This is a genomic window from Roseateles sp. FW301-B2 (assembly GCF_058788955.1).
In genome coordinates, this window is record NZ_JBYTBE010000021.1 from 1 (window position 1) to 22,901 (window position 22,901).

At 69.2% G+C, this 22,901-nt stretch carries 21 protein-coding genes and 2 riboswitches; of the genes, 9 read left to right on the forward strand and 12 right to left on the reverse strand.

What is annotated here, in order from left to right:
* The first annotated feature begins 13 nt into the window (after positions 1-13).
* A complete protein-coding gene (gene lon, locus AC3WQY_RS15055; protein ID WP_492709533.1) occupies positions 14-2,344 on the forward strand; it encodes an endopeptidase La in 2,331 nt (776 codons plus the stop codon).
* 6 nt (positions 2,345-2,350) lie between these two features.
* Here the strand turns inward: lon and AC3WQY_RS15060 are convergent, their stop codons facing one another.
* Genes AC3WQY_RS15060 through AC3WQY_RS15070 form a run of 3 tightly spaced genes read right to left on the reverse strand, consistent with a single transcriptional unit; the run spans position 2,351 to position 5,371 of the window.
* On the reverse strand, positions 2,351-3,334 hold the full coding sequence (locus tag AC3WQY_RS15060; protein WP_492709534.1) for a zinc-binding alcohol dehydrogenase family protein: 984 nt from the start codon (positions 3,332-3,334) through the stop codon (positions 2,351-2,353).
* 41 nt (positions 3,335-3,375) lie between these two features.
* Positions 3,376-4,611, reverse strand: a complete 1,236-nt coding sequence (locus AC3WQY_RS15065) for a class I SAM-dependent methyltransferase (RefSeq protein WP_492709477.1) — start codon at positions 4,609-4,611, stop codon at positions 3,376-3,378.
* Complete coding sequence (locus tag AC3WQY_RS15070) at positions 4,604-5,371, reverse strand: Crp/Fnr family transcriptional regulator (RefSeq protein ID WP_492709535.1); 768 nt, start codon at positions 5,369-5,371, stop codon at positions 4,604-4,606. Before AC3WQY_RS15070 ends, AC3WQY_RS15065 begins: the two co-directional genes overlap by 8 nt.
* Positions 5,372-5,688: 317 nt before the next feature.
* On the opposite strand from AC3WQY_RS15070, the gene AC3WQY_RS15075 reads away from it, so the two are divergent.
* From AC3WQY_RS15075 to AC3WQY_RS15085, 3 genes are all read left to right on the forward strand, one after another.
* Positions 5,689-6,372: a sensor histidine kinase gene (locus AC3WQY_RS15075; protein ID WP_492709479.1), complete on the forward strand. Its 684-nt coding sequence runs from the start codon at positions 5,689-5,691 to the stop codon at positions 6,370-6,372.
* Entirely contained in the window at positions 6,369-7,061 is a 693-nt protein-coding gene (locus AC3WQY_RS15080; protein ID WP_492709481.1) for a response regulator, read from the forward strand. Before AC3WQY_RS15075 ends, AC3WQY_RS15080 begins: the two co-directional genes overlap by 4 nt.
* Positions 7,062-7,148: 87 nt before the next feature.
* On the forward strand, positions 7,149-7,679 hold the full coding sequence (locus tag AC3WQY_RS15085) for a CBS domain-containing protein (protein WP_492709482.1): 531 nt from the start codon (positions 7,149-7,151) through the stop codon (positions 7,677-7,679).
* Positions 7,680-7,694: 15 nt separating this feature from the next.
* Here AC3WQY_RS15085 and AC3WQY_RS15090 read toward each other — a convergent pair whose 3' ends face one another.
* Both AC3WQY_RS15090 and AC3WQY_RS15095 read right to left on the reverse strand, forming a co-directional pair.
* Complete coding sequence (locus AC3WQY_RS15090; protein WP_492709483.1) at positions 7,695-8,003, reverse strand: hypothetical protein; 309 nt, start codon at positions 8,001-8,003, stop codon at positions 7,695-7,697.
* Between the two features lie 13 nt (positions 8,004-8,016).
* The gene (locus AC3WQY_RS15095) at positions 8,017-8,445 is read right to left on the reverse strand and encodes a universal stress protein (protein ID WP_492709484.1); all 429 of its coding nucleotides are present in this window, start codon (positions 8,443-8,445) and stop codon (positions 8,017-8,019) included.
* Positions 8,446-8,580: 135 nt separating this feature from the next.
* On the opposite strand from AC3WQY_RS15095, the gene AC3WQY_RS15100 reads away from it, so the two are divergent.
* Positions 8,581-9,030 carry a host attachment protein gene (locus AC3WQY_RS15100; RefSeq protein WP_492709485.1) on the forward strand — a complete coding sequence of 150 codons (450 nt, stop codon included), beginning with the start codon at positions 8,581-8,583 and terminating at the stop codon, positions 9,028-9,030.
* An 8-nt stretch (positions 9,031-9,038) separates the two neighbouring features.
* Here AC3WQY_RS15100 and AC3WQY_RS15105 read toward each other — a convergent pair whose 3' ends face one another.
* Positions 9,039-9,557, reverse strand: coding sequence for a CBS domain-containing protein (locus AC3WQY_RS15105; protein ID WP_492709486.1), 519 nt, complete (start codon positions 9,555-9,557; stop codon positions 9,039-9,041).
* A gap of 136 nt (positions 9,558-9,693) precedes the next feature.
* Between AC3WQY_RS15105 and AC3WQY_RS15110 the strand changes: the two genes are divergently transcribed.
* Entirely contained in the window at positions 9,694-10,356 is a 663-nt protein-coding gene (locus tag AC3WQY_RS15110; protein WP_492709487.1) for a phosphoribosyltransferase, read from the forward strand.
* Between the two features lies 1 nt (position 10,357).
* Here AC3WQY_RS15110 and AC3WQY_RS15115 read toward each other — a convergent pair whose 3' ends face one another.
* A complete protein-coding gene (locus AC3WQY_RS15115) occupies positions 10,358-10,855 on the reverse strand; it encodes a GlcG/HbpS family heme-binding protein (protein WP_492709488.1) in 498 nt (165 codons plus the stop codon).
* 20 nt (positions 10,856-10,875) lie between these two features.
* Entirely contained in the window at positions 10,876-12,141 is a 1,266-nt protein-coding gene (locus AC3WQY_RS15120) for a putative Na+/H+ antiporter (protein ID WP_492709489.1), read from the reverse strand.
* Between the two features lie 129 nt (positions 12,142-12,270).
* Here AC3WQY_RS15120 and AC3WQY_RS15125 point away from each other — a divergent pair, with 129 nt between their 5' ends.
* Complete coding sequence (locus tag AC3WQY_RS15125) at positions 12,271-15,513, forward strand: amidohydrolase family protein (protein WP_492709490.1); 3,243 nt, start codon at positions 12,271-12,273, stop codon at positions 15,511-15,513.
* 3 nt (positions 15,514-15,516) lie between these two features.
* On the opposite strand, the gene AC3WQY_RS15130 is transcribed toward AC3WQY_RS15125, so the two are convergent.
* The 4 genes from AC3WQY_RS15130 to AC3WQY_RS15145 form a co-directional block, all read right to left on the reverse strand.
* Positions 15,517-17,211 carry a serine hydrolase domain-containing protein gene (locus AC3WQY_RS15130; RefSeq protein WP_492709491.1) on the reverse strand — a complete coding sequence of 565 codons (1,695 nt, stop codon included), beginning with the start codon at positions 17,209-17,211 and terminating at the stop codon, positions 15,517-15,519.
* 123 nt (positions 17,212-17,334) lie between these two features.
* The gene (locus AC3WQY_RS15135) at positions 17,335-18,888 is read right to left on the reverse strand and encodes a DegQ family serine endoprotease (RefSeq protein ID WP_492709492.1); all 1,554 of its coding nucleotides are present in this window, start codon (positions 18,886-18,888) and stop codon (positions 17,335-17,337) included.
* Between the two features lie 62 nt (positions 18,889-18,950).
* Positions 18,951-20,276, reverse strand: a complete 1,326-nt coding sequence (locus AC3WQY_RS15140) for an ATP-binding protein (protein ID WP_492709493.1) — start codon at positions 20,274-20,276, stop codon at positions 18,951-18,953.
* Positions 20,273-20,932 carry a response regulator gene (locus tag AC3WQY_RS15145; RefSeq protein WP_285232221.1) on the reverse strand — a complete coding sequence of 220 codons (660 nt, stop codon included), beginning with the start codon at positions 20,930-20,932 and terminating at the stop codon, positions 20,273-20,275. The genes AC3WQY_RS15140 and AC3WQY_RS15145 overlap by 4 nt, the downstream gene beginning before the upstream one ends.
* Positions 20,933-21,042: 110 nt before the next feature.
* A riboswitch (glycine riboswitch) is annotated at positions 21,043-21,146 on the forward strand.
* A gap of 9 nt (positions 21,147-21,155) precedes the next feature.
* A riboswitch (glycine riboswitch) is annotated at positions 21,156-21,268 on the forward strand.
* 59 nt (positions 21,269-21,327) lie between these two features.
* Here AC3WQY_RS15145 and gcvT point away from each other — a divergent pair.
* On the forward strand, positions 21,328-22,443 hold the full coding sequence (gcvT, locus tag AC3WQY_RS15150) for a glycine cleavage system aminomethyltransferase GcvT (RefSeq protein ID WP_492709494.1): 1,116 nt from the start codon (positions 21,328-21,330) through the stop codon (positions 22,441-22,443).
* A gap of 52 nt (positions 22,444-22,495) precedes the next feature.
* Entirely contained in the window at positions 22,496-22,870 is a 375-nt protein-coding gene (gene gcvH, locus AC3WQY_RS15155) for a glycine cleavage system protein GcvH (RefSeq protein ID WP_492709495.1), read from the forward strand.
* The last annotated feature ends 31 nt before the right edge of the window (positions 22,871-22,901 follow it).

Below are 22,901 nucleotides of genomic sequence, written 5' to 3' on the forward strand. Positions count from 1 at the left end.
GCCCTCGCCCACCCTGGTCGCCTTGCTGCCGATGCGCAACCTGGTGCTGTTTCCGCACGTCATGTCGCCCATCACGGTGGGCCGCAGCAAGTCGGTGGCGGCCTTGCAGCAGGCCATGGCCGGGGGGCTGCCGCTGGGCCTGGTGCTGCAGAAGAATGCCAGCGACGACGATCCAGGCCTCGATGCGCTGTGCGCCGTCGGCACCCTGGCGACCGTGGTGCATCACGTGAGCGCACAGTCCGACCAGCACCATGCGGTGTGCCGCGGCATGCAGCGTTTTCGCATCCTCGGCCCGGCCGAGGGCGAGCATCCCTTCCTCTGCGCCCGCATCGAGCCGCTGGAGGAATGCGACGAGCGCAGCTCCGAGTCCGAGGCCCTGGCGATACAGCTGCGCGAGCGCACCATGGAGTTGCTGGCGCTCTTGCCCAGCGTGCCGGCCGAACTGGTGCATGCGCTGCAGGCCACGCGCGGCGCGGCCGAGCTGGCCGACATCACCGCCAGCGTGATCGACGCCGAGGTGGCGGAAAAGCAGGCCCTGCTGGAGCTGCCCTCCTGCCAGGAGCGCATCGCCAAGCTGCTCAAGCTGCTCTCGCACCGCATCGAGGTGCTGCGCCTGTCCAGGGAAATTGGCGAACGCACCAAGGAACAGATCGACGACCGCCAGCGCCGCTACCTGTTGCGCGAGCAGCTGCGCACCATCCAGCAGGAGCTGGGCGAGACCGATGCGGTGGACGAGGAAGTCGGCCGGCTGGAGGAGGCCATCGCCAAGGCCGGCATGCCGGCCGACACCGAGGCGCACGCCCGCAAGGAGTTGCAGCGCCTGCGCCAGATGCCCGAGTCGTCCAGCGAGTACTCGATGCTGCGCAGCTACCTGGACTGGATGGTCGAGCTGCCCTGGGCGCTGCCTGCCGACACCCCCATCGACCTGGCGGCGGCGCGCCACACCCTGGAAGCCGAGCACCATGGCCTGGCGCGGGTGAAGCAACGCATCGTCGAATTCCTTGCCGTGCGCAAGCTCAGCCCGCAGGGGCGTGCGCCCATCCTCTGCTTCGTGGGGCCGCCGGGCGTGGGCAAGACCTCGCTGGGCCAGAGCATCGCACGCGCGCTGCAGCGGCCCTTTGTGCGCGTCTCGCTGGGCGGCGTGCACGACGAGGCCGAGATCCGCGGCCATCGCCGCACCTATATCGGCGCCCTGCCCGGCAACATCATCCAGGGCCTCAAGCGCGCCGGCGCGCGCGACTGCGTGATGATGCTGGACGAGGTCGACAAGCTCAGCGCCAGCGCCCATGGCGACCCCTCCGCCGCCCTGCTGGAGGTGCTGGACCCCGAGCAGAACAACAGCTTCCGCGACAACTACCTGGGCGTGCCCTTCGACCTCAGCCGCGTGGTCTTCCTCGCCACCGCCAATGTGCTGGACCAGATCCCGCCGCCGGTGCGCGACCGCATGGAGGTGATCGACCTGCCCGGCTACACGCAGGAGGAAAAGCTCAGCATCGCCACCAAATACCTGCTGCCACGCCAGCGCGAACTCAACGGCCTGAGCGCCGCGCAATGCGCGCTCAGCGAGGCGGCGCTGCGCGCCCTGGTGGCCGACTACACGCGCGAAGCCGGCGTGCGCCAGCTGGAGCGCGAGATCGGGCGCTGCCTGCGCCATGTGGCCCTGCGCGTCGCCGAGGGCCAGACCGCGGCGGTGGCGATCGACGCCGCCGATCTCGACGCCATCCTGGGCCCGGCCAAGTACGAGCGCGAGCAGGCGCTGCGCAGCAGCGTCACCGGCGTGGCCACGGGTCTGGCCTGGACACCGGTGGGTGGCGACATCCTCTTCATCGAGGCCACCCGCGCGGCCGGCAGCGGCCGCCTGATCCTCACCGGCCAGCTCGGCGAGGTCATGAAGGAAAGCGCCCAGGCGGCGTTGACGCTGCTGAAGGCGCAGGCCCAGGCGCTGCACATTCCGGCGGTGCAATTCGAGGGCATCGATGTGCATGTGCATGTGCCGGCCGGCGCGATTCCCAAGGATGGGCCCAGCGCCGGCGTGGCGATGTTCATCGCGCTGGCCTCGCTGTTCACGCACCGTCCGGTGCGCCATGATCTGGCGATGACCGGCGAGATCAGCCTGCGCGGCCTGGTGCTGCCGGTGGGCGGCATCAAGGAAAAACTGCTGGCGGCACAGCGCGCCGGGCTCAAGACGGTGCTGCTGCCGGCGCGCAATCTGAAGGACCTGCGCGAGCTTTCCGAGGCCGAGCGCGCCGCCCTGCAGATCGTGCCCCTGGACACCGTCGACGACGCCATCCGGGCCGCGCTGGGCGAGCCGCGGGCGCCGGCCGGCGGCTTCGAGCTCAGCTGAACCGGATCAGCCGCACTGCAGCACCGCGGCGCCCACCAGGCGCCCGCTGCGCAGGTCGGCGAGCGCCTCGTTGGCCTGCGCCAGTGGGTAGGCGGTGACGCGCACCTGCAGCGGCAAGGTCTGCGCCAGGCGCAGGAATTCCTCGCCATCGCGCCGTGTCAGATTCGCCACCGAGACGATGCGGCGCTCGCCCCACAGCCAGGCATAAGGGAAGCCGGGGATGTCGCTCATGTGGATGCCCGCGCACACCACCGTGCCGCCCGGGCGCAGCGCCCGCAGCGCCCGCGGCACCAGCGCCCCGTCGGGCGCGAACAGCAGCGCCGCATCCAGCGCTTGCGCCGGCGCCGCGTCGCTGCCGCCGGCCCAATGCACGGCCAGCTCGCGCGCCAGCGCCTGGGCCGCCAGGTCGCCGGGGCGCGTGAAGGCCCAGACCTCGCGCCCCTGCTGCACCGCCAGCTGCGCCAGCAAATGGGCCGCCGCGCCAAAACCGTACAAGCCGATGCGCCGCGCGTCCGGCCCGGCCGCCGCGTAGGCGCGCCAACCGATCAGCCCGGCGCACAGCAGCGGCGCCGCCTCCAGATCGCTGTAGCGCTCGGGCAGCGCAAACACATAGCGCGCATCGGCCAGCGCATACTGGGCATAGCCGCCCTCGATCTGCCAGCCGGTGAAGCGGGCGGCGGCGCAGAGGTTCTCGCGCCCGGCCAGGCAGGCCTCGCAGTGCCCGCAGGTCCAGCCCAGCCAGGGCACACCGACGCGCTGGCCAAGCACAAAGCCGCTCACCCCCTCGCCCAGCGCCGCGACCCGGCCGACGATCTCATGGCCGGGCACCAGCGCGTGATCCGGAAACGCCAGCTCGCCGTCCACCAGATGCAGATCGGTGCGGCAGATACCGCAGCAGGACACCTCGATACGCAGCTGGCCGGCACGCGGCTGCGGCAGTTGCTCGTGCCACAGCGCCCGCAGCGGCTCGCCCGGCGCCTGCTGGCACATGCTGCACCAGGGCCGCAGGCGCCGCTTGGCATGCGCGTCCATCAGCGCCCGCCCGCGCAGAGATGGGCGCGCGTGAAGGGATAGTCGCACTGGGCACCGCGCATGCCGCGGCCCTCGAGCCGGCCATCCGGCCTGGCGGCCAGCAGCTGGTAGAGCGACAGCCAGCCCAGCTCGAAGCTCATGGCCGAGCCGGCCAGGTACATGCGGTAGGCGCGCACCCTCGCCTCGTCGGTGAGCGCGCGCGCCTGCGCCAGCCGCGCTTCCAGCGCGTCCGACCAGGCCCACAGCGTACGCGCGTAATGCGGGCGCAGGTTCTCCGCGTCCAGCAACTCAAGACCGCCGCGTGCCAGGCTGGCACAGACATGCGAGACATGGCTCAGCTCGCCGCCCGGGAAGATGTGGTTCTCGATGTAGTCGCCGATGCCGGCGCCGAGCTGCCGGTTGTCGATGCCACCGGCGGTGATGCCGTGGTTGAGTACCAGGCCGCCGGGCCGCAGCAGCGCCGCCAGCTTGGCGAAATACCTGCGCAACTGGCCATGGCCGACATGCTCGAACATGCCGATCGAAGCGATGCGGTCAAAGCGCTCCGAGTCGGGCAGCGCGCGGTAGTCCATCAGGCGCATCTCGACCCGGCCGCGCAGCCCGCGCGCGTCAATCAGGCGATTTACATAGGCATGCTGGTGCTCGGAAAGGGTGATGCCCAGCGCGCTCACCCCATGGTGTTCGGCGGCCCACATCAGCAAGCCACCCCAGCCGGCGCCGACGTCCAGCAGGCGCATGCCGGGCTGCAGCTGCAGCTTGGCGCAGACATGGGCCAGCTTGGCCTCCTGGGCCTCGGCCAGACTCATGCCGGGGGCGCCGTAGTAGGCGCAGGAATAGACGCGCCGGGGATCGAGCCAGAGCGCGAAGAATTCGTCGCAGAGGTCATAGTGCGAGCGCACCGAGGCCGCGTCGCGCGGTGGCCGATGGCGCAGGCGCGAACGTAGGCCATGCAGCCAGCCGGGGCTCAGGGCACGCCGCCCCTGCCGCACCGGATCGCCGGCAAGCTCGGCCGCCACGCTCATCACGTCCTGCAGCCGCCCCTCGATGTCGAGGCTGCCGCGCACATAGGCGTCGGCCAGCTGGCCGATCTGGCCCCGCGCCAGACTCAACAGCACGCGCGGGTCATGCAGCTTGAGCCGCACCGCGGCGGCAGCCGCACCGGCGCTGCCGCCGGGCCATTCCAAGGCCAGGCGGCCCGGCAATTCGCGCAGACGGGCATCGACAAGCTCAAGCATGGCCAGCCAGTCGCTCCGCCTGCAGGTCCAAGTTGCCGCGCGTGCTCGACGCCAGCTGCCGCAGCAAGCCCATGTCCAGGATTTCCACCTCGCGGTTGTCCACGCGCAGGCAGCCCCAATCCGCCAGCAGCGTGAACGAGCGGCTGACGGTCTCGTGGGCAACGCCGAGATGGCTGGCGATATCGCGCCGGCACATGCGCAGGTACAAGCGCCGCGCCGACTGACCCATCAGCTGCATGCGCGCCGACAGCTGCAGCAGGAAGCGCGCCAGCCGGACCTCGGCCGCCACCGCCGCCATCAGCTGCAGCACCTCGCCCTGGCGCTGCAGCTCCAGGCTGGTGGCCTTTTGCAGCAGCGGCTCGAAGGCCGGTAGCGACGCGGCCAAGCCTGCCAGATCCTGCACCTGCAGGGCGAACACGCGTGCGTCCTCCAGCGCGATGGCCGCGGTGGGATGCCGGCCCAGGCAGATCGCATCAAAGCCCAGCAAGTCGCCGCGCAAGGCAAAGCCCAGCACCTGCTCGTAGCCATCCTCGGCGGTGCGCACGCGCTTGAAGGCACCGCTTTGCACGAAGTAGATGCACTCCACGCCCGCGCCCTCGTGGAACAGCGCCGCGTCGGCGCGCAGCTGACGCAGCGCGAGGGGGAAGCCGTCGCTGCTGGCGCCCACCTGCCAAGTCGCGCCGAGCAGCCTCAGCAGATCGGACAGGCTGTGAGGCAGCGGCGCGTCCCTGGCGGTTCGCTGCGGCGCGTAAGCGCGCATCAAGTCGGATCCGGATGCCGTGGCGTACATGAGAACTCCCGCGTTCCCGCAAGACTTTGAGGGCCTGCAGCAAGCATCGGCGATCGGCCGGGCCGACGCCATCGGCGCAAGGCGCGGCCTGGCGTGCGCGCATTCCGAGCCGGGTTCGGAGTATTCCTAGCCGCATGTGCGCCCTGGCCTTCGCAAACCCGATGCGCTTGCGCCAGGTCAAATCCACTCAGCGGCCTTGGGTGCAATTTCCAAGCTGCTGCGCCCTGCACACGACGAGTCGGGCGCTGGGGTTGATGATGGAACAGGAATCCACAGAGCGGGATGGCTTGGCGTTGGCGCTGCGGCGTTTCTCGGGCAGCCTGATCGATGCGCGCGAGGAGGAACGCCGCCGCATCTCGCGCGAGCTGCACGACGAAATGGGCCAGCGCCTCTCGGCCCTGAAAATGGGCTTGATGGGCTTGAGCGACGAACTGCACGGGCGCGCCAGCCAGAAGCAGTTGCAAGCCATGTTGCAGACCCTGGATGGCGTCGTTGCGGCGATGCGCAGGATTGCCGCGGACCTGCGGCCGCTGATGCTCGACGACCTGGGCCTGAACGCCGCGATCGAATGGCTGGCGCGCGAGTCGGGGCACCGGCTCGGGCTGGATGTGAGCGTGGAACTTGACGACAGCGAGCCCCCGGCCGATCACCGCATGGCCACCGCGCTTTACCGCATGGTGCAGGAGGCGCTCAGCAATGTCGGCAAGCACGCGCGGGCGCGGCGGGTCTGGATCGCCCTGCACCATGTCGGCCAGCAGCTGCAGCTGACGGTGCAGGATGACGGCTGCGGCTTTCCCAGCCCCCTGCCGAACCGCGATGATGCCTTTGGCCTGCTGGGCATGAGCGAACGCGCGGCCCTGCTGGGCGGCAGTCTGCTGCTGGACCAGGGGCCCGCGGGCGGCGCGCGCGTGCGGGTCTTGCTGCCGCTGGGCCAGCCAGCCGACCCGCAGCGCACGGGAGAGCCAGCATGACGCGCGCCTTCGATGCCCCGCTTGCCATGCCGCTGCGGCTGCTGCTGGTCGACGACCATGCCATGGTGCGCGAGGGCCTCCGGCACATCCTGCAGGCCTGCGACGCGCGCTGGACGGTGGACGAGGCGAGCTCCGGCCACGAGGCGCTGGCCAGCCTGGGCCGGCATGCCGCTGACGTCATGATCGCCGACCTCTCCATGCCGGGCATGAGCGGCCTGGAGCTGATCGCCCGGGTGCGGGCCGAGTTTCCGGCCACGCGCGTGCTGATGCTGAGCATGCATGCCGAGGAGCAGTACGCCTTGCGCGCCTTCAAGGCCGGCGCCCAGGGCTACCTCACCAAGGACAGCGCCTCGGCCGAGCTGGTCCGCGCCGTCAGCAAGCTGGCCGCGGGCGGCAGCTACGCCTCGGCCAGCCTGGCAGAACGCGTGATCCAGCAGCTCAGCGGCGCCCTCCCCGCGCCCAGCCACGAGCAGCTCAGCAACCGCGAACTCGAGGTGCTGCGGCGCCTGGTGGGCGGCCAGCGCCTGATCGACATCGCCGACGCGCTGCACCTTTCCATCAAGACGGTCAGCAGCCACAAGACGCATATCCTCGAAAAGCTGCGGCTGCCGAATCTGGCCGCCCTGGTGCGCTACGGCATCGAGCACCAGCTGGACGACGCCGATACCGGCCCCGGCCCGCTCGGCTAGCTGTTGAGCCGACTCAACGCCTGGCCGCCGGCGCTGCGCACACTCCGCATGTGGACGCCGTGGCGTCAGCTGCCAATGGAGCGAGCTATGCAAGTTGGAACCATGTGCAAACGGCAGGTCGTCAGCATTGACGCGCAGGGTTCGCTGGGTGAGGCCGCGCGCCTGATGCGCCAGCACCATGTGGGCGCCCTGGTGGTCACCAGCGGCGAAGCGCAGGGCCGGCATGTCTACGGCATCGTCACCGACCGCGACCTGGTGCTAGACGCGCTGGCGCGCGAGGCCAAGGGCGAGGATCTGCGGGTCGGCGAACTGGCCCACACCACCCTGGTGCTAGTTGCCGAGCACGCCGAGCTCGGCGACGCCATGCAGGCCATGGCGCACAGCGGCGTGCGCCGCCTGCTGGTGAAGGGCAGCAGCGACCAGTTGCTGGGCCTGCTCTCGCTGGACGACCTGATCGAAGCCTACTCGGCCGAGCTGGTGAGCCTGGTGCGCATCATCCGCAGCGGCATGGCCCGCGAGCTGCGCGACACCCCGGCCACGCCGGCGGCCCGGGGCGAGCCGCTGCTGATCCCGGCCATCGGCCGTGCCAACTGGGCCAGCGTGGTGGCCGGCGCCTGAGCGGCAGGCCCGCGCTCAGGGTTCGGACAGATGCGGGGGCGACTGGCCTTCGGCCGGCGCCCCGGTCTCGGGATCGATCCAGGCGGCCATGCCGATCTCGTCCTCGACCTCGGGCAGGGTCTCGCCGGGCGCCAGGCTTTCCTCGCCGGCGTGACGGTCGGCGCGCGCCAGCTCATAGCTCTCGAAGGGGCCGAAGGCCGGACCGTCCGGCTCGGCCTGCCAGTAATAGCCATCGGGCCGGTCCAGGATCAGCTCGTCCTCGCGCTGTTCGACGTGGGCGGCGCTCCGTGGCTGGCTTGCCTGGCGTGGTTGCTTGGGCTTCATGATGCCGATGACGCTACTTCACCAGCAGCACCGGCACGCTGGCCATGTGCACCACCCGTTGTGCCACCGAACCCAGCAGCACCCCGCCCAGCGCACCCATGCCGCGTGTGCCCATGACGATCTGGTCCACCCCGGCTTCGCTCGCCGCGCGCACGATCTCGGGCGCCACCATGCCGGTCACGCCCTTGCTGGCGATCACGTTCAGACCGCAGTCCTTGGCCATGCGGGCGGCGGTTTCCAGCACGCGCGCCTGGTTGGCGCGCACCGCGCTGTCCAGCTCCTCGAAGCCGGCGGGCGTCAGCTCGCCATAGAAGGCCGGCGGGCTGGCCACATGCAGCAGGATCAGCTCCAGCTGCGCCTGGGCCTTTGCCAGCTTGGCCACCGCCTCGATGGCATGCTGTGAATGCTCGGATCCATCGACGGGTATCAATAGCTTCAACATGATGTGCTCCAGCTGTCTATGCCGCCCCAGCGTAGCCAGGCGGGCTCGGCGGCCGTTGAGCCGGCGCAATGCCGCACGCCACCGCGGCACTAGATTCGTGGCAGGGCAGCCGCCAAGTGCTGCAAGGAGCCGGACATGAAGAAGCAATGGATCCTGATTGCCAACGCCGCCACGGCGCGCCTGTATGGCCGCGCCTCGCCGGCGCAGCCGCTGGAGGTGCTGGCCGAACACAATCACCCGGAAAGCCGGCTGAAGGGCAGCGAACTGGGCAGCGACCGGCCCGGCCATGAGGCCTCCGACCACAGCAGCGCCGGCAGCCGCTACGAGCCGCGCACCGACGCCCGCCGCAAGCAGCACCAGCAGTTTGCCGACGAGCTGGCCGAGCGGCTCGCCCAGGGCCTGGCGGAGGGCCGCTACGACAGCCTGTGGCTGTTCGCATCTAACCCCTTCCTGGGCGAACTCAGGGCGCGCCTGAGCCCCCAGGTGGCCCGGCATGTGCAGCTCGCACACGCGAGCGACCTCACCGCCCTGCCCCTTGACGAGCTGGCGCAAAGGCTGCGCGATCCGCGCCTGTTCGAGGCCTGATGGCCTTGCTATGCATGCACCGGCTGCTGCATGCCGGGCGTGCCATGGGCCAGGAACACCGGGCGCGGCGCGGCCGGCCGCGCTGGCGCGGCGGCCTCGTGCGCCAGCCCTTGGCGCTGCGCGGACGCCAGCCCGCTGGCCTGCGCGGCCAGGCTGTCCCAGAGATCATCGGCCGACACCAGGCCGATCAGTACCCCCTCGGCGTCGCTCACCAACAGGCGCCGCACACCGGCGTCGCGCATGCGCTCGATCGCCTCGGACAGGCTGGCGCTGACGGGCACCGCGTGCACGGGCGCGCTGGCGAGCTGAGCGACCAGGGTCTGCCGGTGGTCGCGATCGCGCGCCATGCCGTCGACGACCAGGTCGCGGTCGGTGATCAGGCCCAGCACCTGCTCGCGGCCGGCGGACACTTGCGTCACCACCAGGGCGCCGACATGTTGATCGCGCATCGCGAGCGCGGCGTCGCGCAGGCTTGCATCCGCATGAATCGTCACAACACGCCGGTGACACAGCTTGGCCAGACTCATGATTCACTCCAGCGGCCCGCAACGATGAGGGGGCCTGCCAGCAAGCCTAGGCGACGCGCGGGCGCGGGTGATTGCGCAGGCTCAAGTCGACGGTGGCCATGTTGATCGAGCATGGCACCAAATCCCGGATCCAGCGATGAGCACACCGAGCCTCGCACCGCCGCCCGAGCGCCCCCTGATCTTCGCCGACCGCGAGGACGCGGCGCACCGCTTGGCCGAACGCCTGCTGGGGTATCGCGGCCAGCGTCCGCTGGTGCTGGCGATACCGCGCGGCGCCGTGCCGATGGCCAAGCTACTCGCAGAGCGGCTGCAAGGCGAGCTGGACCTGGTGCTGGTGCGCAAGCTGCGGGCACCTTGGCAGCCCGAACTGGCGATCGGTTCGGTGGATGAGAGCGGCTGGACCTACCTGGCGCCTTACGCGGCCTCGGCGGGCGCCGATGCGGCCTATATCGAGGCCGAGAAGCGCCATCAACTGGAAACCATCCGGCGCCGCCGCGCCGCCTACACACCGTTGCGCGCGCCTGTCGATCCGGCCGGGCGCATCGTCATCGTGGTGGACGACGGCCTTGCCACCGGGGCCACCATGGTGGCGGCCCTGCATGGGCTGCGGCAGCGCCAGCCGGCGCGGCTGATCTGTGCGGTGCCGGTGGCGCCGGCCAGCGCGATCGAGAAGGTCGCGCCGCTGGCCGACGAGGTGGTGTGCCTGCAAACCCCGTACGGCTTCGAAGCCGTGGGGCAGTTCTATCGCCAATTCCCGCAGATCGAGGACGAGGAGCTGATGGCGCTGTTGCGCGATTGATTCAGAACTCGATCAGGTCGGCTACGGCCTTCAGCCCCGCGCGCGCACAGCCCTCGTCCTGCTCGCCGCCCGGTGCGCCGGACACGCCGATGCCGCCCAGCAGGCTGCCGCCGCCCTCAATCGGCAGGCCACCGCCCGCGGCGATGAAGCGCGGCTGGTTGCGCAGGCCGCTCATGGGGCGGCCGGGCTGGGTCTCCTGCGCCAGCGCGCTGCTGGCGGTGCGAAAGCTCAGCGCCGTCCAGGCCTTGCTGCCGGCCACGTCGACCGTGTGCGGCCCGGCATAGCGGTCGCGCAGCAGCACCTGGGTGATGCCGGATCGATCGACCACCGCCACCGCCACTTGGAAGCCCTGCTTGCGGCAGGATTCCAGCGCCGCGCGTGCCGCCTGCAGGGCGGTCTCAGGCGTCAGCGACCTGGTCGTGTAACTGCCTTCCTGGGCCTGCGCATGCAGACCGAAGCAGGCGCACAGCAGCATCGCAAGGTGGGTTTTGTAGGACATGCAAACCTCCAGCGGTTTCGTTAGAGCAAGGCAAACGACAACAAGGCCACCGCCGTCGGCAGCAGGGCGGCCGCCAGCAAGCCTAGCGGATGAATGCTCTCATCGGCAAAGCTGCCGCGCAATATCGCCACACCGGCGGGATTCGGCGCGTTGGCGATCACCGTCAGACCGCCACCGCAGATGGCGCCGGACACCAGCGCGATCTTGAACTCCTGGCTCAAGCCGGGCACCAGCGAGCCCAGATAGGTGAGCGCGGCGTTGTCGGTGATGGCCGTCAGCGCGGTGGCGCCGAAGAACACCGCGGTGGCGTCCATGCCCATCAGCAGCGGCTGCAACCACCATTGCTGCAGGCCGCCCAGCACCACCAGGCCGGCCAGGAAGAAGGCCACCAGCAGCGCCTCCTTCAGGATCAGCGCATCCTGGTGGCGCTGGTAGGCGGTGGCAAAACCGAGGAAGAACAGCAGCAGGCCCATGAACAAGGCGGGATGGTGGGCAAACACCACCACACCGGCCAGGAACAGCAGGTGCACCAGCATGATGGCAAGGGGCACGCGCGCCGCTTCGGCCGTCCTGGGCGCTTGCGCCATCACCGCCAACTCGGTGCGAAAGCACAGTGCCGCCAGGCCGGCATTGAGCAGCACCGCCAGCGCGGCCTTGCCGCCGAAATGGCTCAGCATGAAGTGGAGGTCCCAGCCCCAGGGGCCGGCCACCATCAGCACGGGCGGCGCCGCAAACGGCGTGAGCGCACCACCGATGGAGATGTTGACGAACAGCACGCCGACCGTGGCGTAGCGCAGCCGCGTGCTCACCTCATGAGCGAACAGGCGATCGCGCAGCATCAGCGCCGCCAGCGTCATCGCCGCAGGCTCGGTGATGAAGGAGCCCAGCAGAGGCACCAGGGCCAGCACCAGAAAGTAGGTGCAGGCGCCCTGCCCGGCGCGCGGCACCAGGCCGGCCAGGCCGCGCACCAGCGCGCCGGCCAGCTGCAGCACCGGCCGCGTGCCGGCTATCACCATGATGGCGAACACGAACATGGGCTCGGTGAAGTTGCGCGTGTCGATGTATTGCAGGGCCTGGCTGCGGCCTGCCAGCGCAAACAGGCACAGCATCAGCACCATGGCCCAGAAGCCGAACACCACCTCCACCTCGCCCAGCAGATGCCAGATGCCTGCATGGCGCGGCCGGCTGTGGGCGAGGTGCTCGAAGAACTTGGTCGAGAAGGTGTGCACCAGGGCGAGTGCGAACAAGAGGGCGCCGACCCACTGGATGCTGCTGTCGAAAGTCATGGTCTGCGGGCCATTCGGGCCCAGGTTCGGTGGGGCCCGATGGTAACCAGGCACGGCCGTTCGCCTAGCGACTCAAAACGGGGCAAGTCCCCTGGTGACGGGCTTGACGCGTCGCTAAGCTGCGCCGCCATGTCACACACATTCCGACTCCTCAGCACAGCGCTGCTCCAGGCGGCCCTAGTTTCCACCGCTGCCCTGGCCGCCGGTCCGGGTGAAACCAAGGCCCCGGCCTGGGACGTCAACAAGCCGCCCGGCGAGGCGCGCACGGTGCAGATCGATGCCCGCAGTGGCACCTGGATGAGCGTGGACGTGAGCCCCGACGGCAAGCAGCTGGTGTTCGACCTGCTGGGCGAGCTCTATCTGCTGCCCATCGAAGGCGGTGAGGCCAAGGCCCTGACCCACAGCATCGCCTGGGAGATGCAGGCGCGTTTCTCGCCCGACGGCAAGCAGCTGGCCTATGTGTCCGACGCCGGCGGTGGCGACAACATCTGGGTCATGAATGTGGACGGCAGCGGCGCGCGCGCCATCAGCAAGGAAGACTACCGGCTGATGAACAACCCGGTGTGGCACCCCAATGGCCGCTACATCGCCGCACGCAAGCATTACACCGGCACGCGCTCGCTGGGCTCGGGCGAGATCTGGCTGTTCAGCCTGGACGGCGGCAAGGGTGTGCAGCTCAACGAGAAACCCAACTGGCAGAAGGACCTCGGCGAGCCCGCGCTGTCGCCCGATGGCAAATACCTCTACTACTCGAACGACGCCACGCCCGGCCGCAGCTTCGAGTACAACAAGGACTCCAACAAGGAGATCTTCCGCATCGTGCGGCAGGACCTCGTCGACGGCAGCAGCGAGCCCTTCGTCACCGGCCCGGGCGGCGCGGTCCGCCCCACGCCCTCGCCGGATGGCAAGTACCTCGCCTTCGTGCGGCGGGTGCGCAACCAGTCCACGCTGTTCCTGAAGGATCTGCAGAGCGGCCGCGAATTCCCGGCCTGGGGTGAGCTCGAGCGCGACATGCAGGAGTCCTGGTCGGTGCAGGGCGTCTATCCCGGCTTTGCCTGGACCCCCGACGCCAAGCAGATCGTCGTCTGGGCCAAGGGCGGGCTGTGGCGGGTCGACCCCTTCAAGCAGAGCGCCGCCCCCATTGCCTTCCATGTGAAGGACAGCCGCGAGGTGCGCCCGGCGCTGCGCGTGGCGCATGAGGTGGCGCCCGACCAGTTCGATGTGCACCAGCTGCGCTGGGTCAACGTCTCGCCCGACGGGAAACGTGCGGTGTATTCCGCCTTGGGCTATCTGTATCTGAAGGAGCTGCCTAACGGTACGCCAAAGCGTCTGACGCAGCAGGGCGAGCATTTCGAATCCTTCCCGAGCTTCTCGCGCGATGGCCGCGAAGTCGTGTTCACGACCTGGAGCGACGAGAAGCTGGGCAGCGTGCGCAAGCTGGACCTGGCCAGCGGCCGCGAGACCCTCATCACCAAGGAACCCGGCAAATACCTGCAGCCGCGCTTCTCACCCGACGGCAAGCAGGTGGCCTATGTGAAGGCGCGCGGCGGCTTCCTCACGACGCCCTGGCATGGCCTGGAGACGGGCGTGTTCATCACCGCCAGCGACGGCCGTGGCAAGGCCGAGCGCATCAGCAAGGACGGCGATGCGCCGCAGTTCGGCGCCGGCAGCGAGGCCCTCTATCTGACCCGCCACGGCTTCGCCAATGAGGTCGACTCGGCGCACAAGCTGGTGCGCGTGAGCCTGGCGGACCGGCAGGAGACCGAAATCGCCAAGAGCGAGTTCGCGAGCGAATACGCGGTCTCGCCCGACGGCCGCTGGCTGGGCTTCGCCGAGCGCTTCCACGCCTATGTGATGCCGCTGCCGCTGACCGGCAAGTCGATCAGCGTCGGCCCCAAGGCCGAGGCCCTGCCGGTCAAGCAGCTGGACGTGAACGCCGGCGAATACCTGCATTGGTCGGGCGACAGCCAGACCCTGCGCTACACCCTGGGCGACGAGCTCTTCAATGTGCCGGTGGTGGACGGCAAGCCCTCGGAGACCGGCATCAAGATCGGCTTCAAGCAGGCCGCCGACAAGCCGCGCGGCAGGCTCGCCATCAGCGGCGCGCGCATCGTCACGATGAAGGGCGACGAGGTCATTGAAGACGGCGTGATCCTGGTGGACGGCAACCGCATCGCCGCGATCGGCAAGCGCGGCGAGGTGCAGGTGCCGGCCGATGCGCTCGCCATCGATGCCAAGGGCAAGACTGTGATCCCCGGCCTGATCGACGCGCATTGGCATGGCGGCATGGGCGAGAGCCAGATCATTCCGCAGCAGAGCTGGGTCAACTACGCCTCGCTGGCCTTCGGCCTCACCACCATCCACGACCCCTCCAACCGCACCAGCGACATCTACACGCAATCGGAGATGCAGCGCGCCGGCCATGTGGTGGCGCCGCGCATCTACTCCACCGGCACCATCCTCTATGGCGCCAAGGCGGATGTGACGGCCATCGTCAACAACCTCGACGACGCCCTCACCCACCTCAAGCGCCTCAAGGCCGGCGGCGCGATGAGCGTGAAGAGCTACAACCAGCCGCGCCGCGACCAGCGCCAGCAGATCCTCGAAGCGGCGCGTCAGACCGACATGATGGTGGTGCCCGAGGGCGGCTCGCTATTCCAGCTCAATATGACCCAGGTGGTAGACGGCCACACCGGTGTGGAGCATGCCTTGCCGGTGGCCAAGGTCTACGACGATGTGAAGCAGCTCTGGAGCCAGACCCAGGTGGGCTACACGCCGACGCTCAACGTCGGCTACGGCGGCCTGGATGGCGAGCATTACTGGTACGCCACCACCGAGGTGTGGAAGCACCCGATTCTTTCGCAGTTCGTGCCGCGCTCGGTGCTGGAGCCGCGCAGCGTGCGCCGCCTCACCGCACCGCTGGAAGACTTCAACATCATCCAGGTGGCCAAGACCGCCACCGAGCTGGAGCGCGCCGGCGTGCGCACCAATATCGGCGCCCATGGCCAGCGCGAGGGCCTGGGCGCGCATTGGGAGATGTGGATGTTCGGCCTGGGCGGCATGAGCTCGCTGGAAGCGATCCGCAGCGCCACCCTGAATCCGGCCCGCTACCTGGGGCTGGACAAGGACATCGGCTCGCTCGAGGCCGGCAAGCTGGCCGACCTGGTGATCATCGACGGCGATGTGCTGGGCAATATCCGCAACAGCGACAAGATCAGCAATGTGATGCTGAACGGGCGCCTGTACGCGCTGCCCTCGATGAACGAGGTGGGCCTGCGCAGCAAGGCGCGCAAGCCCTTCTTCTTCGAAGGCGCCGGCGTGCACACGCCCATCGACACCGAGATGGTGTCGCATGGGCATGATGGCGATTGAACGTCAGCGGCGCTGCATCACCAGCTTGTTGGGCCCCTGCAGCAGGGTCAGCTGGCTGGCGCGGCCCTCGCTGAGCACGAAGTCGAGCTTGGCGTCGACCTGGGCGACGTAGAGGTTCAGCGGCGTCGTGGCCTTGAGTTCGAAGGCCGGCTGGCCAGGCGCCTGGCCGCGCAGCACGCCCTGCTCGTCCCTGAACACCTTGATCTGGAACTGCGGCGACTGGTACTCGCCGATCAAGGCCTGCTGCTGTTCGGGTGAGAGCGCGATCGTCGTCACGACGGGCAGGTCGCCACTGCGCTTCCAGTCCTCGGCCGCGCCCTCGCCATCCTGGTAGAGCGTCAGCGCGACGACCTTGCCGGCGCCATCGCGCTGGGCCTTGAAGCGCGCCACGCTCATCTCGAAGGCAAACTCGTCGGGCCCGACCGGCAGCAGCGCCACCGGCCGGCCGCCACCGCGCGTGGACATCAGGCGGCCGTCCTGCACGGCCAGCATGCGCGTCTGCTTGTCGTCGAGCGCATAGACGCCTTCGAAGGCCTTGAGCTGCGCGGCCGACATCGCGATGGGCAGCAGCTCCGCGTATTTGTGGCCGGTCGCGAAGGCGCCGAGCTTGCGCGACAGCAGGTCCAGATTGAGCCCCGGGCCGGTCGAGTTGCGCAGCAGCACCACGCTGGTCTGGGTCTGCGGCAGGTAGGCGAGCGAGGAGACGAAGCCGTTGATGCCGCCGCCATGCTGGTAGAGGGTCTGGCCGCGCAGCGTCTGGCTGGCGATGCCGAAACCGTAGTTGGCCGCGCTGGCCTTGCCCTCTGGCGTCACCATGCGCGCGTAGCTGGCGGGCGACAGCAGCTTGCCGCCATGCAGCAGCCGGTTCCAGCGCCAGAGCTCGTCGACGGTGGAGACAAAGGCGCCGGCCGCATGCGGCTGGGTCATGCTGATCATGTTGTCCACAATCACGCCCTGGGCCAGATCGGCGCCATAGCCGCTGGCCATGCCCTTGATGACGCGCGTCTCGCCGGGATAGCCGGTGCGCGCCAGCTGGTTCGGCGACAGCATGGCCTCGTTGATGTACTGATGCCAGGGCTTGCCGGTGATCGCCTCGATGACGGCGCCCACCAGCACATAGCCCGAGTTGTTGTAGAGCCAGCCCTGGCCGGGCGCGAAGTCCGCCGGCTGGTTCTTGAACTCGTCGATCAGCTGCGCGGTGCTCAGCTCGCGCCGCACCGGGTTGGCCATATAGCCCGGGATGCCGGTGTAGCTCTTGATGCCCGAGGTGTGGTTGAGCAGCTGCAGCAGGCTGATCTTGTCGCCCTGCGGGTAGGCGGGCAGGTATTTGGCAAGCGGATCGTCGAGCCGGGCGCGCCCCTCGTCGATCAGCTTCAGGAGCGCGGCGGCGGCGAACTGCTTGGTCACCGAACCGATGCGAAAGGCCTGGTCGGGCGAGAGCGGCACGCCCAGCTCCAGGCTGGCCATGCCGCGCGCACCGCGATACAGCACGTGCTCGCCGCGTGCGACCAGAATCGCCACGCCCGGGCCGTCGCGGCCAAGCTTCTGCTCATCGAGCAGTTGCTCGGCGTAGGCGGCGATGCTGGGCCCATCGGGCAGGGTCTGGGCGCTGGCCGGCGAGATCAGGCCGGCGAGGAACAGGCTGCCGAGCAGGGCCTGGCTGCTGATGGGACGGACATGGCGGCGGGTGTCGAGCACGGGCGGGCTCCTCGGTGGTTTTTGAGGAGCGCAGCATGCCCCTGCGCCATGCCCAGATCAAAGCCGCGGGCGACGAAGCGCAGCGACCGCGGGATGAACCGTCAACAAGGCCGACCGGGCCGCTCAGCCCAGGCGCACCGGCACGAAGATCTTCTCCTTGCCGCGCTGCACCAGCAGGGCCACCGACTTCTCCGCGCCGGCCACCACCGAGCGCACTTGCTCGATGCTGCTGACCGGCGTGCCATTCACCGCCAGCAGCACATCGCCGGGGCGCACGCCGGCCTGTGCGGCGGGGCCGCCGGCATCCTCCACCACCAGGCCCTCGCGCAAGCCGGACTCGCGCTTTTCCTCGGGCTGCAGCGGGCGCAGCGCCAGCCCCAGCTTGCCCTGGGCCGGGCCGGCGTTATCGTCGCTGCTGGCCACTTGCGCGCCCTTGTCGTTGGCATCGCCGAGCTTGGCGCTGATTTCCTCGCGCTTGCCCTGGCGCCAGATCTCCAGCTTGGCGCTCTCGCCCGGCGTGGCCAGGCCCAGCAGGGTGGGCAGGTCGGTGCTGGCGACGATCGCCTGGCCCTTGAACTTCAGGATCACATCGCCCGGACGCAGGCCGGCCTTGGCGGCGGGCCCGCCCTCCTCCACGCTCGCCACCAGCGCGCCCTCGGGGCGCTCCAGCTTGAAGGAATCAGCAAAGCTCTGGTTCACGTCCTGGATGGTCACGCCCAGGCGCGCATGCTGGGCCTTGCCGCCGTTCTGGATCTGCTGGCGCACCCGGTTCGCGAGCTCGATCGGGATCGCAAAGGACAGGCCCTGGTAGCCGCCGCTCTGGCTGTAGATCTGCGAGTTGATGCCCACCACCTCGCCGCGCGCATTGAAGAGCGGGCCGCCCGAGTTGCCGGGATTGATGGCCACGTCGGTCTGCAGGAAGGGCACGAAGTTCTCCTGCGGCAGCGCGCGGCCCTTGGCGCTCACCACGCCGGCGCTGACGCTGTTCTCGAAGCCATAGGGCGAGCCGATCGCCAGCACCCATTCGCCCACGCGCAGATCCTTGGTGGAGCCGAGCTGCACGGTGGGCAGGCCCTTGGCCTCAATCTTGATCACCGCCACATCGGTCTTGGGATCGGCACCCAGCACCTTGGCGCGGAACTCGCGGCGATCGGTGAGCTTGACGGTGACCTCGCTGGCATCGCGCACCACATGGGCGTTGGTGAGGATCACGCCGTCGTCGCTGACGATGAAGCCCGAGCCCTGGCCGCGCGTCGGCATCTCGCGACCTTCCGGGCCACCCGGCATGCCGGGCACGCCGAAGCGGCGGAAGAATTCGTAGAAGGGATCGTTCGGGTCCAGCTGCGGCTGCTGGCCGCGCCGCATCGAGGTCTTGACGCTGCCGGTGACGCTGATGTTCACCACCGCGGCGCCCTGGCGCGCGGCGATCTGGGCAAAGTCGGGAAAGCCGGCGGGGCCAGGTGTTGCCACCGGGGCCGGCCCTTGCGCGCTGGGCGCGGCGCTGGCCAGCAGCTCGCTGGCAGGCGTCGCGGCTTCGGCGGTGGCCGAGGTCTTGATCGCCACCGCGCCGCGCATCGCTGCGGCACCGCCGGCGGCGCCCAGCACCCCGGCGGTCACCAGCGCCCACACGAGGCGCTTGGCCGGAACCATGGTTTCGCTGACTTGCTTGGTGTTCATGAGGAAGCCTCCTGAGAGTGAGTTGACGCGATGGCCGAACTTTGCTCTTTGAGACTTAGACCTCACTTAATGCGCGGCAGGCGCAGTTCGACGCGCAAGCCACCCAGCGTGGCGGCCTCGCCCAGCGTGAGCCTGGCCCCATGGCGCTCTGCGATCGCCTTCACGATGGCCAGGCCCAGGCCGCTGCCGCTGGCCTGCTGCGCGTCGGCGCTGCGGTAGAAGCGGTCGAACACGCGTTCGCGCTCGGCCACCGCAATGCCGGGGCCGCTGTCCTCCACCACCAGCAGGGCCTCGTCGGGCGTGGCCAGCAGGCTCACGTCCACGCGCCCGCCTTCGGGGCTGTACTTGACGGCGTTGTCCAGCAGATTGCGCAGCAGCATGCGCAGCGCCTGGGGCTCACCCTGCACCTGGGCAGCATCGCAGCGCGTCAGCCCCAGGTCGATCTGGCGCGCCGCGGCGGCATCGCTGATGTCCACCACCGCATCCTTGCAGAGCTGGTCCAGCGCCAGCGGCTGCGCCAGCTGCTGGGCCTCGCCCGGCGCCTGCTCGCGCGCCAGCGCCATCAGCTGTTCGATCAGATGGCTGGCGCGCTCGATGCCGCTGGCCAGGCGCCCGATCGCCAGTGCCTGGCCGGGTGCATCGGGCGCGCGCTGCAGCGATTGCAGCTGCAGCTTGAGCGCCGCCAGCGGCGAGCGCAGCTCGTGCGCCGCATCGGCGATGAAGTGCTGCTGCGCCTCGAAGGCCTGGCGCACCCGGCCCAGCAGGGAGTTCAGCTCATCCACCAGTGGCTTGACCTCGGCGGGCAGCTCCTCGCTGGCCACCGGCGAGAGATCGTCGACCGCGCGCGCGGCCAGCTGGTCGCGCACCTTGGCCACCGGCTCCAGCGATTGGCTCACCACCCACCACACCACCAGGGCCAGCAGCGGCAGCATCAGGGCGATGGGCGCGATGGTGCGAAAGGCCAGTTGCCCGGCCATGCGCTGGCGCACCGCCAGGTCCTGCGCCACCTGCACCACCTGGTAGCGGGTCTGCAGCGAGAACACGCGGAAATGCTTGCCATTGGCGTCCAGGTTCGAGAAGCCCAGTACCGCGCGCTGTGGCAAGAGCGCCTCACCGGGCGAGCGGAACATCGGCACGCCGTCCAAGCCCCAGACCTGCACCATGAAGTCGTAGCTCTTCTGGTCGCCCAGCGGCAGGCTCACCGTGCCGCTGCCGACGCTGCCCTGCAGGGAGAAGGCCATCTGCTGCATGTGGTAGTCGAAGATCTCGTCGGCCTCCTGCAGCGCGGTGCGGTAGGCGCTGCCGCCCTGCACCAGGGCCGAGAGCGAGAAGGCCAACAGCAGGAAGGCGATCAGGCGGTAGCGCAGGGAGCGGGGAAACAGCATCATTCCTTGGGCACCCGGTAGCCCACGCCGCGCACGTTCTGGATCAGCGCCGCACCCAGCTTCTTGCGCAGGCCGTGGATATAGACCTCCACCGCATTGCTGCTGATCTCGTCCTTCCAGCTGTAGAGCTTTTCCTCCAGTTGCTGGCGCGACAGCACCATGCCCGGCCGCGCCAGCAGCGGCTCCAGCACCGCCCATTCGCGCGCCGACAGCGTGACCTGCCGGCCTTCGGCCACCACCTCGCGGGTGGCGGGGTTGATGCTCACGCCGCGGTGTTCGTAGACCGGCTCGGCGCGGCCGCTGGCACGGCGCAGCAGCGCGCGGATGCGCGCCAGCAGCTCGTGCAGCTCAAAGGGCTTGAGCACATAGTCGTCGGCGCCGGCGTCCAGCCCGGCAATGCGCTGCTCGAGCGCGTCGCGGGCGGTGGCGATCAGCACCGGCATGACCTGCTTGCGCGCGCGCAGCGCGCGCAGCACGCTCATGCCATCGCGCTTGGGCAGGCCCAGGTCCAAGAGCACCAGGTCGTAGTTCTGCGCCTGCAGGGCCGCGTCGGCCAGCTCGCCGTCGCGCACCCAGTCGACCGCATAGCTTTCGGCGCGCAGCAACTCGAGCAGTTGCTCGCCAATCATCGGGTCGTCTTCCACCAGCAGCAGTCGCATGCCAAGTCCTCTTGCCGGATTTACGGGGAAGTGAGATTTTCCATGCGCGGCAAGGCCGGCCATTAGACGAGACTTAATTTGCTCGCCCGGCCCCAAAACCATGGCTACAATCCGCGCCGTCAGGAGAGAGCTTTCCACGCAAAGCCGCCGAAGGCGCAGAGGCACTGGTGATCCCACGCTTCGAACGCTCAGGCAAAAGGACTGACAAGACGCCTCGATGCAGGCGTTCCTCACTGGAGAGAGGCGGGTCTTTGTTGAACCCGTCCACCGAAGGGGCAAGCTGTCGGCGATACGCCGGTGGTCAATCTCTCAGGTACCAAGGACAGCGAGGGCATATCCCCCACCATCGGTCTCAGGACCGGGTGGGCTTTCAGAATGCCCTCGGAGTAAGTCCCTTGTCTGCCGCACTCAAGACCACCCCCCTGCACGCTCTGCACATCGAACTCGGCGCCAAGATGGTGCCCTTTGGCGGCTACGACATGCCGGTGCAGTACAAGGAAGGCATCCTCGCCGAGCACAAGCACACGCGCACGGCGGCCGGCCTGTTCGACGTTTCCCACATGGGCCAGCTGCGCCTGGTCGGTGCCGATGCCGCTGCCGCACTGGAAACGATCGTGCCCGTCGACGTGATCGACCTGCCGGTGTTCAAGCAGCGCTATGCGCTCTTCACCAATGAGCAGGGCGGCATCCTCGACGACCTGATGCTGTGCCGCCGCCCCGACGACATCTTTGTGGTGGTGAACGCCGCCTGCAAGGAGCAGGACACCGCGCATCTGCAGGCCAAGATCGGCGGCCGCTGCGAGGTCATCAGCCTGCCCGAACGTGCCCTGCTGGCGCTGCAGGGCCCGCAGGCCGTCACCGCGTTGGCGCGCCTGAACCCAGAGGTGGCCAAGCTCACCTTCATGACCGGCGGCTTCTTCAATCTGGACGGCATCGAGACCTTCCTGACCCGCTCGGGCTATACCGGCGAAGACGGCTTCGAGATCTCGGTGCACAACGACCAGGCGGTGGCGCTGGCGCGCAAGCTGCTGGCCCAAGCCGAGGTCAAGCCCATCGGCCTAGGCGCGCGCGACACCTTGCGCCTGGAAGCCGGCCTGTGCCTGTACGGCCATGACATCAATACCGAAACCACGCCGGTGGAAGGCGCGCTGACCTGGGCGATCCAGAAGGTGCGCCGCGCCGGTGGCGCGCGTGCCGGGGGCTACCCCGGTGCCGCGGTGATCGACGGCCAGCTCGCCGGCGGCGCCAGCCGCAAGCGCGTGGGCCTGATCAGCGCGGAGCGCATGCCGGTGCGCGAAGGCGCCAAGGTGGTGGACGCCGAGGGCAAGGAACTGGGCGTCGTCACCAGCGGCTCGCTGGGCCCCACGGTGGGCAGCCCGGTGGCCCTGGCCTATCTGCCCAGCAGCCACACGGCGGTGGGCACGCCGGTGTTCGCCCTGGTGCGCGACAAGCGCGTGGCCATGACCGTGGCCCCCACGCCCTTCGCGCCACATCGTTATTTCCGCGGCTGATCGCCATCTCTTTTTTCAACCTGGTTTTTTCTCCCGACATTCGGAGCACACCATGAGCATCAAGTACACGCCTGACCACGAGTGGGTCCAGATCGAAGCCGATGGCACCGCCACCGTGGGCATCACCGTCCATGCGCAAGACGCGCTGGGCGATGTGGTGTTCGTGGACCTGCCCAATGTGGGCCAGAGCTATGCCGAGAAGGAAGTGGCCGGCGTGGTGGAGTCGGTGAAGGCCGCCGCCGACGTCTACATGCCCGTGGATGGCGAGATCACCGCCGTCAACGAAGAGCTGCGCAACGACCCCTCGCTGGCCAACACCGATCCGCTCAAGAGCGGCTGGTTCTTCAAGGTCAAGCTGAGCAACCCTGCCCAGTTGGACGCGCTGATGGACGGCACCGCCTACGACGAGCTGGTCAAGAACAGCTGATCCCAGCCGTTCACAGCAAAGCAGAAAGAAA